We start from the raw sequence: 12,903 nt of genomic DNA, 5'->3' as shown, positions 1-12,903 counted from the left end.
TACGGGTCGGGTGGACTTCTTCGGCCGCCGTGCGGCCGGGGGCGGGAACGTCCGGGGTCGGGGCCGGTGGACACCGGTCCGCACCCGGCAGTCGGCGGACCGGCCGCTCATCGGCCCGGTGGCGCGTCGAGCAGGGCCGCGATCCGGGCGGCGGTGCGCCGGGCCTGGAGGTGGAGCCGGCCCACGTTGGTGTCCGGTCCCGCCACGGCGGTGAGCACCGCGCGGTTCCCCACCGCGTACGCCGCGACGTAGCCCCGGCTGCCGCGCGTCAGGGCTTCCTCGAACCCGCCCTGTCCGGTGGCGTCGGTGAGCCGCTTGGCGACGCCGATGGCCGCGGCGGTGAGCGCGGCCAGGCCGTCGGGTTCGATGTCCGGCAGGTCATGGGCGATCACCATGCCGTCCGCGCTCGCCACCATTCCGCCGTGCAGATGCCGGACGTGATCGCGCAACGCGAGCAATTCGTCCCGGATACCGGATGCGATCGCCTCGGTCTCGCTCGTCATCGGTCTTCTGATGCTCCTTCTTCTGGCGCGCATTCCGAATACGCGCCTCATGGGCGGGGGTCACAGGGACTCACAGGTTCTCCTCCAGGGCGGTGCGCAGGCGGACGAGGAGGGCGACGTCCGGATCGGTGATCTCCAGGGCACCCGGGTCCGGGAGGTGCCAGACCGTCGTCTCCGCCGCGGCATCGCGCGCACGCCGTCCTTCCTGATGGGTGCCGGGGCGCCGGCGCGGCAGCGCGGGCGGCAGTCGTACTCGCCCGGCCGCGGCCAGCCGCCGCACCTCCAACAGGGTGCAGAACGCCGACTGGCCGAGCGCGTGGGCGAGTTCGCCGGGGGTGCGCACGCCGTCGGCGTGGGCGAGCAGCCACCGCTGCCGGCCGGTGAGGGGCGGATGGCCGTCCCGTTCCGGCCGCAGGGGGACGACCGGTGCGCCGTCGGCGGCCGCCCAGGCGTCCAGGCGGTCGAGTTGTGCCCGCCGGCGCTCGACCGCGTCCAGCAGGGCGGCGGCGCCGACCGGGCGGATCACGCCCAGCCAGTGCACGTCGCCCGGTGTGAAGGAGGTGGCCCCGGAGGCCGGCGGCAGGACGAAGCAGGCCGCGTCGAGCAGGGCGGAGAGCTGGCCGATCTCCAGTTCGCCGCGGGTCAACCAGCCCCGCCGGAGCAGGAATCGGCCGCCCTGGTGGGTGGCTCCGGCCGCTTCCGCCGCGTGCCGCCAGTGTTCCGGCGACAGCCGGCCGGCCTGTGCGAGCCGGGCGCCGAGGTCGGGCGCCGCCGGGCACTCCACGCAGTAGACCGCGCCCTCGTGGAGGTAGACGCAGCCGTCCGGGCCGCGCAGCGCACCGGTGGCCCGTTCGGCGGCGTAGCGGCCGAGCGGACCGGACCGGCCGTCGTCACCGATCGGGGACCCGTGGGGCAGTGGCGTCCGGCTCATGGCGCGACGTCAGCCCGTCACCAGCTCCGCCGCCAGTTCTCGCAGGCGCAATCGGGCGATGGCCAGATTGGCCTGCGTCCGGTCCAGCCAGAGATGGAGGCAGGTCTGGCTGTCGAAGGCGGTGGGGATCAGGCGGATGAGGTGGTAGCTGCTCCCCGCCGTGATGATCAGGTCCTCCAGCGGTTCGCCGTTCCCGCCCGTGGTGTCGAACGTGGCGTTCCGCGCCACCGACTGGACCACCTCGGCGGTGTCCGCGGCCGCCGCCTCGTGGTCACCGTGCGGGGCCTGCCCGACGGTGCCCAACGTCAGCCCGCTGGTCCAGTCGGTCAGACCGGCCCCCCGGACTCCGGGTATCCCCATCGCACGGGCCAACACCTGGTCGATACCGGGCACCTGACGTCTCCCTCCGGCGAGCGCGCCATGCGGCGCAGCACAGGACAAAACAAAACGCGAGGCTCTCCCACGTTTGCGGTCTGTGGGAGAGCCTGCACGGAAGGTTACTGAAGGCGGCGTGAAGCGCACCGGCATATGCGTGAGGCCGGGGTCAATTGGCCTGTTCTCACCTCTCGTCGGCCCGTTGTCGGCCCTCTGTTGACCGCGGGCGTACGCCCGCTCACCCCCGCGCAGCCGCCTGTTGGCCAGCGTTCAACCGGCGCACGGCCCGGCGTCCCCGTGCGCCCCTCGTGGGTTTACCAACTGGCCGAAACCAAGCGCTGGGAGGGGAGGCCATCCGGCCGCCCGACGGCGCGGAAGGACCCGCCGACGTCCCGGACGGACCCCGCCACGGGCGCGGTCGGACATCGTGGCGCGCGTCGGTGGAATGGGGCGAGGGGGCCGTCGGTCAAGTGCCGCGGCAGGCGACCGTTCCCGCTCTCGCGTGCGCCAACCCTACGGATTGATAAAGAAATTGTGGCGCAATCTGTTCAAACGTGGCCCGTACACGACAGGATCCCCCTGTAGCTCTGTGATCATCGCCGCGACGCGGCGCACCATGCAGGGGGATCAACCACGTGAGACGAACAGTAGCGCTCGGCGCCGCCGGCACTCTGGTGACCGGCGCACTCCTCGCCGGCGCGATAGCCACGCCCGCAGCCGCGGGCGAACAGCGAACCGGCGGCAAGGCCGAGGCACGCGGCGTCGCGCTCGCCGCCGCCCGTGCCGCCAAGGCCGGCATCAAGTGGCAGGACTGCCCGGCCGACTGGGGCCTGAAGGCCCCGATCCAGTGCGGCTTTGTCACCGTCCCGGTCGACTACGCCAAGCCCAACGGCCACACCATCAAGATCGCCGTCGACCGGGCCGTCGCCACCGGCGGCCCCGAGCAGCGGCAGGGCGCACTCCTCTACAACCCCGGTGGCCCCGGTGGTTCGGGCATGCGCTTCCCGACCCGGATCACCAACAAGAGCGCGCTGTGGGTCAAGACCGCCCAGGCATACGACTTCGTGGGCTTCGACCCCCGGGGCGTGGGCCACTCCGCGGCGATCTCGTGCCAGGACCCGCAGGAGTTCGTCAAGGCTCCCAAGGCCGACCCGGTGCCGGACAGCGAGGCGGACAAGCGCGCCCAGCGCAAGCTCGCCCGCCAGTACGCCCAGGGCTGCCTGGAGCGCACCGGCCGCGAGATGCTGTCGCAGATGACGACGCCCAACACCGCCCGCGACCTGGACGTGGTCCGCGCCGCGCTCGGTGAGAAGAAGCTCAACTACCTCGGCGTCTCCTACGGCACCTACCTCGGCGCGGTCTACGCCACGCTCTTCCCCGACCACGTCCGCCGGATGCTGGTCGACAGCGTCGTCAACCCCTCGCGCGAGTCGGTCTGGTACCAGGCCAACCTCGACCAGGACGTCGCCTTCCAGACCCGCTGGGGCGACTGGAAGCAGTGGGTGGCCAAGAACGACGCCGCCTACCACATCGGGGACACCCCCGAGAAGGTCCAGGCCGCCTGGGAGAAGCTTCGCGCCGCCGCCAAGAAGCAGCCCATCGGCGGGGTGGTCGGCCCCGCCGAACTCACCGGCTTCTTCCAGAACGCCCCGTACTACGACAGCGCGTGGGCCGAGGTCGCCCAGGCGTGGAGCGCCTACCTGGCCGGCAACGCCCAGCCGCTGATCGACAGCGCCGGGCCGCACCCCGACGACAAGGCCGGCAACATCCAGTCCGAGAACGGCAACGCGGTCTACACCGCCGTCGAGTGCACGGACACCAAGTGGCCCACCAGCTGGAGCAAGTGGGACCGCGACAACACCCGCATCCACCAGCAGGCCCCGTTCATGACGTGGTCCAACGCCTGGATGAACCTGCCCTGCGCCACCTGGCCGGTCAAGCAGCAGACCCCGGTCGAGGTCAAGACCGGCAAGGGCCTGCCGCCGGTGCTGATCGTGCAGAGCACCCGTGACGCGGCGACCCCGTACGGCGGCGCCGTCGAGCTGCACAAGCGGCTCGCGGGCTCCCGCATGATCACCGAGCGGGACGCCGGTTCGCACGGCGTCACCGGCCAGGTCAACCCCTGCATCAACGAGCGGGTCGACGCGTACTTCCTGAAGGGCACCACGGACCCCACGGACGTCACCTGCGCCCCGCACGCCACGCCCGTCCCGGCGAAGCAGACGGCCAAGGCCGCCGGCTGACCCACCACCGGGGGCGGTCGGGATCTTCCTCCCGGCCGCCCCCGGCGCGTGTCCGGCCGATGCCGGGCCCCGCCGTCGGACTCCCGTTGCCCGCCCGGCAGACGGGAGCGCGACGAGTGGGCCCAGGCGTGCCGTCAGCCCGGGAACAGCGCGGCGAAGGCCGTGCTGTCGGTCCGCGCCGGCCGCCGCCCCACGCCCCGCCTCCGCCGTTCCGCGCGGGCGGGGCCGTCGCCGTCGCGGTGCCGGGAGCCGCTCCGTCACGCTCCCGGCACCGCGGCGTCCGCGCGTCCACGGGCCCGTCCGGGCGACCGCACGGCGTGGCCCCTTGTACGCCGGGACGAGGAGGGGTGGCCTGGGGCCTGTCGTCACCCCGCGACGCCTGGCACGCGCTCTCGCCGCACCGGGCGAAAGCCCCAGTACGTCCGCAGGGGCTTCCCCCGCACACCGAGAGCACGCACCAGATGCCGCGGGGCCGCCCTTCGGACGACGGCGGGAAGGTGACGACAGGCCCCGGGGCCGCCGGCGCCGTCCGTCGTCCGTCCCCGGCGCCACCGCGCGCTCCCCACCGGGACGGCGCCCCGAGCGATCCAGGAGACCCGATGCCCGTGAGCCGACGCCGAACCTCCCGCGCCACCGTGGCCGCGGGCATGACCGTGGCACTGTGCGCCGCACTCGGCGCGGCATCCGCCCGCGCCGCCGCCCCGGACACCGCCGACGGCCTCTTCCTGACCGTGTCCGGCGCCCGCGACACCTGGATCCACGGTGTGCGGCTCACCTGCCCCGACCTCCGCGGCGCCCATCCGCACGGCGCCGCCGCCTGTGACGAACTGGCCTGGGCGCACGGCGATCTGAACGCCCTGCGGGGCGAGCTCCACCCCTGCACCCGGGAGTACGACCCGGTCACCGTCACCGCCTCCGGCAACTGGCGGGGCGTGCCGGTCAACTGGCGCCGGGAGTTCGCCAACGCCTGCACGATGGACGTCGCCACCGGTCCGGTCTTCCGCTTCTGACCGTCCGTCCCCGCAACCGCCGCCCCGCGGCGGCCGGTTCCCGCCGCGGCTCACACCCGCCGGGCCGTCAGCACCCCGACCGTCGCCAGCGCCAGGACACTCCACAGGAACCAGACCAGACCGTTCCCCCCGAAGACCACGCTGTAGACGGTCGCCGCCACCAGCCCGCACACCGTGCACACGGCCATCGTCCTGGCAGATCGGGGCACCGCCGCAACCTCCTCAACTCCGCCCGCCGGGGAAAACGCCGCGGGGCGCGGCGCCGGGCCCCCCCCCCCCGCCCCCGCCCCCGCCCCCCCCGCGCCCGGCCCGCCCCCCCCCCCCCGCCCGCCCCGCCCCCGGGGGGGGGCCGCGCCCCCCCCCCCCCCCCCGCGGGGGGAAACCCGCGGCGCCCCGGCCCCGCGGCCCCCCGGCCCCGGCCCGCGGCCCGCGCCGCCAGATGACCTTCCGCGCCCGACGGCCGTTTCCGGCCGCTCGCGGTGGATCGCTCCGCTCACCGCCCCCGCGCGTGGAGCGATGCCAGATAGGCGTTGTAGTCCGCGAGGTCCTTGTCGCCGTTCCGCGCCGCGGCCCGGTCCGCGCGCTGCGAGACGCGCTCCTCGGACTTGTACCACTGGTAGACCAGCGCGATCAGCACCACCACCGAGGGGATCTCGCTGAACGCCCAGGCGATGCCGCCGGCGGCCTGCTGGTCGGCCAGCGCCTCGATGCCCAGCGAGGCCGGGGGGTGCAGGAAGGTGTCCACCATCGGCTCGGTGGCCATCATCAGCGCGATGCCGAAGAACGCGTGGAAGGGCATCCCCGCGAACAGCTCCAGGATCCGCATGATGTGCCCCGGACGGTGCGGGCCGGGGTCCACGCCCATGATCGGCCAGAAGAAGACCAGGCCCACCGCGAGGAAGTGCACCATCATCGCGATGTGCCCGGCCCGGGACTGCATCAGGAAGTCGAACAGCGGCGAGAAGTACAGCGCGTAGAGGCTGGCGATGAACATCGGGATGGTGAACGCCGGGTGCGTGATCACCCGCATGTAGCGGCTGTGCAGCAGCGCCACCAGCAGCTCGCGCGGGCCCTTGCGGCCGCGCCCGGCGGTCGGCAGCGCGCGCAGCGCCAGCGTCACCGGCGCCCCGAGCAGCAGCAGGATCGGCGAGAGCATGCTGACGATCATGTGCTGGACCATGTGCACGCTGAACATCACCATGCCGTAGTCGTTCAGCTTGGTGCACATCGACAGGGCCACGGTCAGCACGCCGAGCACCCAGCCCACGGTCCGGCCCATCGGCCAGGCATCCCCGCGCCGTCGCAGCCGGACCACCGCCCAGCCGTACAGCGCCAGCGCCAGCAGGCAGCCGACGAGGAAGAACACATCACCGCCGAACGCGAGGCCCCGCCCGAGCGTGAACGGCGGCAGGTCCATGTTCATGCCGTCCATGCCATGCCCGCTGTGATGCATCCGCTCGCTCCTGTTTCGTACCAATGCTCCGGCGACAAGCCTAGAGGCGCCCCCGGCCGGTACAGCGGCCGGGGGCGCCTGTAGGAAGTCGCGTCCCGAAGGAGGGCTACGAACGGGTCACAGCACGCATTCGGCCTCGTCATAGCGCTCGCCGGGCACCGTCTTCAGGCTGGCCACCGCCTCGGCGAGCGGCACCAGCGTGATGTCCGTGCCGCGCAGCGCGGTCATCATCCCGAACTGCCCGCGGTGGGCGGCCTCGACGGCGTGCCAGCCGAAGCGGGTGGCCAGCACCCGGTCGTAGGCGGTCGGCGTACCGCCGCGCTGGACGTGGCCGAGGATGACCGGACGGGCCTCCTTGCCGAGCCGGTGCTCCAGCTCCACCGACAGCTGCCGGGCGACCCCGGCGAACCGCTCGTGCCCGTACATGTCGGTGCCGCCCTCGTCGAAGGCCATGGTGCCCGGGCGCGGTTTGGCGCCCTCCGCGACCACCACGATCGCGAACTTCTTGCCGGCCTCGAAGCGCTCGGCGACCCGGGCGGTCAGCTCGTCGATGTCGAAGGGCCGCTCCGGCACCACGATCGCGTGCGCGCCGGCCGCCATGCCCGAGTGCAGCGCGATCCAGCCGGTGTGCCGTCCCATCACCTCGACGATCATCACGCGCTGGTGCGATTCGGCGGTGGTCTTGAGGCGGTCCAGCGCCTCGGTGGCCACCCCGACCGCGGTGTCGAAGCCGAAGGTGACGTCGGTGACGGCGATGTCGTTGTCGATGGTCTTGGGCACCCCGACGATCGGCAGGCCGGCGTCGGACAGCAGCCGCGCCGCCTTCAGCGTGCCCTCGCCGCCGATCGGGATGATCGCGTCCAGCCCCAGCTCGGCGACGTGGCCGCGGGCCCGCTCGACCCCGTCGCGCAGATGCGCGGGCTGCACCCGCGACGAGCCGAGGATGGTGCCGCCGCGCGCCAGGATGCCGCCGACGGCATCCAGGTCGAGCTTGCGGTAATCGCACTCCAGCAGGCCCTTCCAGCCGTCCTTGAAGCCGATCACCTCGTCGCCGTGGTCGGCGGTGGCGCGATGCACGACGGACCTGATGACGGCGTTCAGGCCGGGGCAGTCGCCCCCGGACGTGAGGACACCCATACGCATTGCTGTAGAACCCTCTGCAAGTCAACCGGACGCCCGGACGCCGTCGTCCGGCGGGAATCACGCTCAGCCTACAAGCGCGCGGCGTCCCGGCACACGGGCGACCGAAGTGCGGACACCCGCCGACGGAAAACGGCCGGATCCGGGCCAGTCGACCCGGATCCGGCCGTCGTACGACGTGCCGGAGCCCGTCAGGCGGTCTGCGACGCCGCCGCGATCCGCTCCTCGCGCAGCGCGTCGTACCACCGGTCGTCGGCCGGCGGCAGCGCGTTGACGTCCAGCGCCAGCTTGATCAGCAGGTCCGCGATGTGCGGGTTGCGGGCCATCACGGGGCCGTGCATGTACGTACCGAAGACGGTCTCGTTGTACGCGCCCTCGTAGCCGTCGCCGACGCCGTTGCCGTTGCCGAACCGGACCTTGGCGAACGGCCGGGCGCTCTGGCCCAGGTGCGTCACGCCCTGGTGGTTCTCGAAGCCGGTCAGCGGCGGCAGCCCCAACTTCGGGTCGATGTCGGCCAGTACGTCACCGACGCACCGCTCGCCCTCGCCGCGGGTGCTCACCACGTCCAGCAGCCCCAGGCCCTGCTGGCGCTCGCCGAGGTCGTTGATGAACTCGTGGCCCAGGATCTGGTAGCCGGCGCACACCGAGAAGACGATCGCGCCGTTGGAGACCGCGCGTTCCAGACCGCCGTCCCGGATCAGTCGCTCGGCGGCCAGCCGCTGCGGCCGGTCCTCGCCGCCGCCGATCAGGTAGATGTCCCCCGAGGTGGGGAGCTGCTGGTCGGACCGGACGTCCAGGCGCTGGACGTCCAGGCCGCGCTGGCGCGCCCGCCGCTCCACCACCAGGACGTTGCCCTGGTCGCCGTAGGTGCTCAGCAGATCCGGGTAGATCCACACCACGCGCAGGCTGTTGTCACTCATGCTCGCTCGTCCTTGTCCGTGAAACGCGCTCAGTTGCCCACGCGGCGGCGCAGGTCCTGGAAGGCCGTGTAGTTGGCGATGACCTCGATCCGACCGGGCGGCGCCATCTGGACCGCCTCGTCGAGGCTCTCGCACACCTCGAAGTCGAGCCCGGCGACCTCCAGGCGCACCGCGAGGTCCAGCTTGCGGTCGCCCAGCAGGAAGATCGGGTGCCCGGCCAGCCGGGGGTAGTCCACGTCCCACAGCCAGGAGGTGTCGGTGCCGTCCGCGCCGCGCGCGTTCACCGACATGATCACCGGGGTGGGCGGGCCGTCGATGAGCGAGAACGTCTCCAGCCAGCCGGCCGGGTTCTTCGCCAGCAGCAGCCGCAGCTCCCGGTCCTGGAAGGTGACCACGTCGTAGCGGCCGGCCACCGCCTGCACCGAGTACATCCGCTCCAGGGCCACCTGCGGCGGCACGCCGAAGGCGGCCGCGACGGCGGCGGAGCTGGTGGCGTTCGCCTTGTTGGCGCGGCCCGGCAGCTGCAGCTTGATCGGCCATGCGCTGCCGTGCGGGTCCAGCACGTGGTCGCCGGAGAGCGCCCAGGTGGGCGTCGGGCGGCGGAAACCGCACTCGGCGCAGAACCAGTCGTCGCCCGGCCGCTGCATGACCCCGCCGCACGAGGGGCAGGACCAGGCGTCGTCCTTCCACTCCTGGCCGGCCGCGACCCACACCACGTTCGCGGACGCCGAGGCGGCCCACACGATCAGCGGGTCGTCGGCGTTGGCGACGATCAGCGCCTTGGAGCCGGACAGCCCCTCGCGCCAGTGCTCGGCCAGCATGCGGGTCTCCGCGGCGCGGTCGAGCTGGTCCCGCGAGAGGTTCAGCAGCGCTATGGCCTTGGGGGTGACGTCCCGCGCCACCGTGGCCAGGTACTTCTCGTCCACCTCGATGACGCCGAACTTGGCGTCCGAGCCGCCTGCCAGCGCCGACGTGATCCCGGCGGGCATGTTGGCGCCCAGCGCGTTGGAAACCACCGGGCCGGCGGCCCGCAGCGCCTCGGCGATCAGCCGGGTCGTGGTCGTCTTGCCGTTGGTGGCGGAGACCAAGATCACGTCCAGGTGCCTGGCCAGCGAGGCCAGCAGGTCGGGGTCGAGTTTGAGTGCCACCCGGCCGCCGATCACCGATCCGCTGCCGCGGCCCGCCGCGCGCGACACCGCTGCCGCGGCCTTGCCGGCCGTCACGGCCAGCTTGGCCCGCGGCGACAGCGGCTCCGTGTTGCCTGCCATCGTCCTAGATCCTCCTTGCATCCGGCGCGCTCCTGCCCTGAGGGCTGCCGGGAGAACGGGTCTCCTCCGCGGCCGCCGACCGGCCGGAGGCTTCGGTCGGGGATCAGACTATCGAGATCCGGCGGCCGACCCGAATTCCGCCACCCGTGTGACGTCGTCCGGACGGTCCGGCCCGTACGCTGGGCCCATGCGCCACCGCACCATCCCCGGCAGTTCCGGCCGTCCTCGTCCCATGCGCCTGTACGGCGATCCGGTCCTCACCCGGCCCTGCGAGGAGGTCACCACCTTCGACGGTGAACTGGCCGCGCTGGTCGAGGACATGTTCGCGACGATGTACGCCGCGAACGGCGTGGGCCTGGCCGCCAACCAGATCGGCGTCCCGCTGCGGGTGTTCGTCTACGACTGCCCCGACGACGAGGAGCGCCGGCACCTGGGGCACCTCGTGAACCCGACGCTGGTCGAGGCGGACGGTCCGGTCTTCCGCGGCCCCGAGGGCTGTCTGTCGCTGCCCGGTATCGAGGCCGGCACCTCGCGCCACGACCATGCCGTGGTGACCGGCTTCGACGTCACGGGCGAGCCGGTTACGGTGACCGGCACCGGCTTCTTCGCCCGCTGCCTCCAGCACGAGTGCGACCACCTCGGCGGCGGCCTCTACGTCGACCACCTCACCGGTCTCCGCCGCCGCCGGGCGCTGCGCGCGGTCGCCCGTGCCCCGTGGGCGGCGGCGACGGAGGACCGGGCGGTGGAGTCCGTCTGACGGCGGGGCCCGGAAGCTCGTCCAGGCCCCAGGGCGTGTCTGCAGAAGACACACCCTAGAAGCCGGGGCCGCCGGCGAGGTCCTCGACGACGGCCAGCTGGCCCCACAGCAGATCGGCGAGGTGGCGCACCAACTGCTCCCGGGGGAAGGGGCGTTCGCGCAGCCACCAGTCGCCGGCGGCGTGCATCATGCCGACGATGCCGTGCCCCCACACCCGGGCCCGCTCGGCGCCGTCCGGCTCCAGGTCGAGCCGTTCGGCGATGACCGTGGCCAGTTCCTCGCCGAGCCGGCGCAGCAGGGGGGCGGAGTGCCGGCCCACGTCGAAGCCGGACTCCGAGGGGATGTCCTCGTCCGCCGGGTGCATCAGGAAGCGGTAGACCTGCGGCCGGGTCTCGATGGCGACCAGATAGGCGTCGAGGGTGGCTTCGACGCGTTCCCGGCGCAGTGCCTGGGCGTCCAGGGCGGCCCGGAGGTTGGCCAGCAGGGCGTCGGTGTGCCGGACGGCGAGGGCGCGGTAGAGGCCGCCCTTGTCGCCGAAGTGCCGGTAGAGGATCGGCTTGGTGATGCCGGCCTCGGCGGCGATGGCGTTCATCGACGCTTCCGGGCCGTCGCGCAGCACGATGCGCTCGGCGGCCTCCAGCAGTTCCCGCCGTCTGCGCTCGGTGGCGTTCCGCCGGTCGCCGCCGTCCGATCCGGCCTGGTCGGTGCCGGTCTGTCCGGCGCTGTCGATGCGGTCCATGGTCGCGCTCCCCACCCTTGTGAATCCGTGGTGTTCGCGCAACGTAACACCCGCACTCGTGACACCCGAACTTCGCGGTGTATTCGGCTCCTGGGAGGAGTTGACATCCATTACTGACGAGTAACAGACTCTGGTTACCAGAAGTAACGGCTGGCCGGCGCACCACTGGAGGGGACATGGCCGAGTTCACGATGGAACTCAACGACGAGCAGAAGGAAGTCCGTGACTGGATTCACGGCTTCGCCGCCGACGTGATCCGCCCCGCGGCCGCCGAGTGGGACGAGCGCGAGGAGACCCCCTGGCCGGTGATCCAGGAGGCCGCCAAGATCGGCCTGTACTCCCTCGACTTCTACGCCCAGCAGTTCTTCGACCCCACCGGCCTCGGCATCCCGATGACCATGGAGGAGCTGTTCTGGGGCGACGCCGGCATCGCGCTCTCCATCGTGGGCACCGGCCTGGCCGCCGTCGGCGTGCTGGCCAACGGCACCGAGGAGCAGATCGGCACCTGGGTCCCGCAGATGTACGGCGACGCGAACGACGTCAAGGTCGCCGCCTTCTGCTCCTCGGAGCCGGACGCCGGCTCCGACGTCGCCTCCATGCGCACCCGCGCCGTCTACGACGAGGCCAAGGACGAGTGGGTGCTCAACGGCACCAAGACCTGGGCCACCAACGGCGGCATCGCAGGCGTCCACGTCGTGGTCGCGGTCGTCGACCCGGACCTCGGCTCCAAGGGCCACGCCTCCTTCATCGTCCCGCCGAACACCCCCGGCCTCTCCCAGGGCCAGAAGTTCAAGAAGCACGGCATCCGTGCCTCGCACACCGCCGAGGTGGTGCTGGAGAACGTCCGGGTCCCCGGCCACTGCCTGCTCGGCGGCAAGGACAAGCTCGACGAGCGACTGGCCCGCGCCCGCGAGCGCGCCAAGGGCGGCATGGGGGTCCCCCCGGCCGGAGGCTGGGGGAGGGTCAAGAACGCCGCGATGGCCACCTTCGAGGCGTCCCGCCCGGCCGTCGGCGCGATGGCCGTCGGCACCGCCCGCGCGGCCTACGAGGAGGCCCTGGAGTACGCCAGGACCCGCGAGCAGTTCGGCCGCCCGATCATCGACAACCAGGGCGTGGCCTTCCAACTGGCCGATATGCGCACCCAGATCGACGCCGCCCGGCTCCTGGTCTGGCGCGCCTCCTGGATGGCCGTCACGGGCAAGAAGTTCGAGCATGCCGAGGGCTCGATGTCCAAGCTCTTCGCCAGTGAGACGGCCAAGAAGGTCACCGGCCAGGCGATCCAGATCCTCGGCGGCAACGGCTTCACCCGCGAGTACCCGGTCGAGCGGATGCACCGCGACGCCGCCATCTACACGATCTTCGAGGGCACCAGCGAGATCCAGCGCCTGGTCATCGCCCGCACGCTGTCGGGAATGCCGATCCGCTAGCGGGTGATTCCCTGCAAGGCGCACGCCGATCGCCGTCACACCGGAAGGGCCCCACTCCACCGGGAGCAGGGTCCTTCCGGCTTATCCGCACGCCTCGGACAGCTTGCCGGAGATCCCTCGGAGAGGGCTTGTGGCTG

Annotated in this window: 13 protein-coding genes; 4 read left to right on the top strand and 9 right to left on the bottom strand. The window is 72.5% G+C overall.

What is annotated here, in order from left to right:
• Window positions 1-107: 107 nt before the first annotated feature.
• The 3 genes from ACIQE0_RS29835 to ACIQE0_RS29825 all read right to left on the bottom strand — a co-directional run bounded on the left by ACIQE0_RS29835 (window position 108) and on the right by ACIQE0_RS29825 (window position 1,827).
• Entirely contained in the window at window positions 108-503 is a 396-nt protein-coding gene (locus ACIQE0_RS29835) for a roadblock/LC7 domain-containing protein (protein ID WP_402338071.1), read from the bottom strand.
• Window positions 504-573: 70 nt separating this feature from the next.
• Complete coding sequence (locus tag ACIQE0_RS29830; protein ID WP_402338068.1) at window positions 574-1,434, bottom strand: hypothetical protein; 861 nt, start codon at window positions 1,432-1,434, stop codon at window positions 574-576.
• Between the two features lie 9 nt (window positions 1,435-1,443).
• On the bottom strand, window positions 1,444-1,827 hold the full coding sequence (locus ACIQE0_RS29825; protein WP_366336786.1) for a hypothetical protein: 384 nt from the start codon (window positions 1,825-1,827) through the stop codon (window positions 1,444-1,446).
• A 617-nt stretch (window positions 1,828-2,444) separates the two neighbouring features.
• Between ACIQE0_RS29825 and ACIQE0_RS29820 the strand changes: the two genes are divergently transcribed.
• A complete protein-coding gene (locus ACIQE0_RS29820; protein WP_366336788.1) occupies window positions 2,445-4,052 on the top strand; it encodes an alpha/beta hydrolase in 1,608 nt (535 codons plus the stop codon).
• Window positions 4,053-4,651: 599 nt separating this feature from the next.
• Window positions 4,652-5,062: an SSI family serine proteinase inhibitor gene (locus tag ACIQE0_RS29815; protein ID WP_366336790.1), complete on the top strand. Its 411-nt coding sequence runs from the start codon at window positions 4,652-4,654 to the stop codon at window positions 5,060-5,062.
• A gap of 50 nt (window positions 5,063-5,112) precedes the next feature.
• Here ACIQE0_RS29815 and ACIQE0_RS29810 read toward each other — a convergent pair whose 3' ends face one another.
• The 5 genes from ACIQE0_RS29810 to ACIQE0_RS29790 form a co-directional block, all read right to left on the bottom strand.
• Entirely contained in the window at window positions 5,113-5,271 is a 159-nt protein-coding gene (locus tag ACIQE0_RS29810) for a hypothetical protein (RefSeq protein WP_402338063.1), read from the bottom strand.
• Between the two features lie 284 nt (window positions 5,272-5,555).
• Complete coding sequence (locus ACIQE0_RS29805; RefSeq protein WP_384092937.1) at window positions 5,556-6,515, bottom strand: cytochrome c oxidase assembly protein; 960 nt, start codon at window positions 6,513-6,515, stop codon at window positions 5,556-5,558.
• Window positions 6,516-6,632: 117 nt separating this feature from the next.
• Window positions 6,633-7,658, bottom strand: coding sequence for a 6-phosphofructokinase (locus ACIQE0_RS29800; RefSeq protein ID WP_366337956.1), 1,026 nt, complete (start codon window positions 7,656-7,658; stop codon window positions 6,633-6,635).
• Window positions 7,659-7,846: 188 nt separating this feature from the next.
• Window positions 7,847-8,575 (bottom strand): glutamine amidotransferase, encoded by a 729-nt coding sequence (locus tag ACIQE0_RS29795; protein WP_366337958.1) that lies wholly within the window; start codon window positions 8,573-8,575, stop codon window positions 7,847-7,849.
• 29 nt (window positions 8,576-8,604) lie between these two features.
• The gene (locus tag ACIQE0_RS29790) at window positions 8,605-9,843 is read right to left on the bottom strand and encodes a MurT ligase domain-containing protein (RefSeq protein WP_366337960.1); all 1,239 of its coding nucleotides are present in this window, start codon (window positions 9,841-9,843) and stop codon (window positions 8,605-8,607) included.
• 187 nt (window positions 9,844-10,030) lie between these two features.
• Here ACIQE0_RS29790 and def point away from each other — a divergent pair, with 187 nt between their 5' ends.
• Window positions 10,031-10,600, top strand: a complete 570-nt coding sequence (gene def, locus ACIQE0_RS29785; RefSeq protein WP_402338060.1) for a peptide deformylase — start codon at window positions 10,031-10,033, stop codon at window positions 10,598-10,600.
• Between the two features lie 55 nt (window positions 10,601-10,655).
• On the opposite strand, the gene ACIQE0_RS29780 is transcribed toward def, so the two are convergent.
• Complete coding sequence (locus tag ACIQE0_RS29780) at window positions 10,656-11,339, bottom strand: TetR family transcriptional regulator (protein WP_366337964.1); 684 nt, start codon at window positions 11,337-11,339, stop codon at window positions 10,656-10,658.
• Between the two features lie 176 nt (window positions 11,340-11,515).
• On the opposite strand from ACIQE0_RS29780, the gene ACIQE0_RS29775 reads away from it, so the two are divergent.
• Entirely contained in the window at window positions 11,516-12,766 is a 1,251-nt protein-coding gene (locus tag ACIQE0_RS29775; protein ID WP_366337966.1) for an acyl-CoA dehydrogenase family protein, read from the top strand.
• Window positions 12,767-12,903 lie beyond the last annotated feature (137 nt).

It is taken from the genome of Streptomyces sp. NPDC093097, assembly GCF_044754325.1.
Taxonomy (GTDB): domain Bacteria; phylum Actinomycetota; class Actinomycetes; order Streptomycetales; family Streptomycetaceae; genus Streptomyces.
This window is presented reverse-complemented; position numbering and strand designations above follow the sequence as displayed.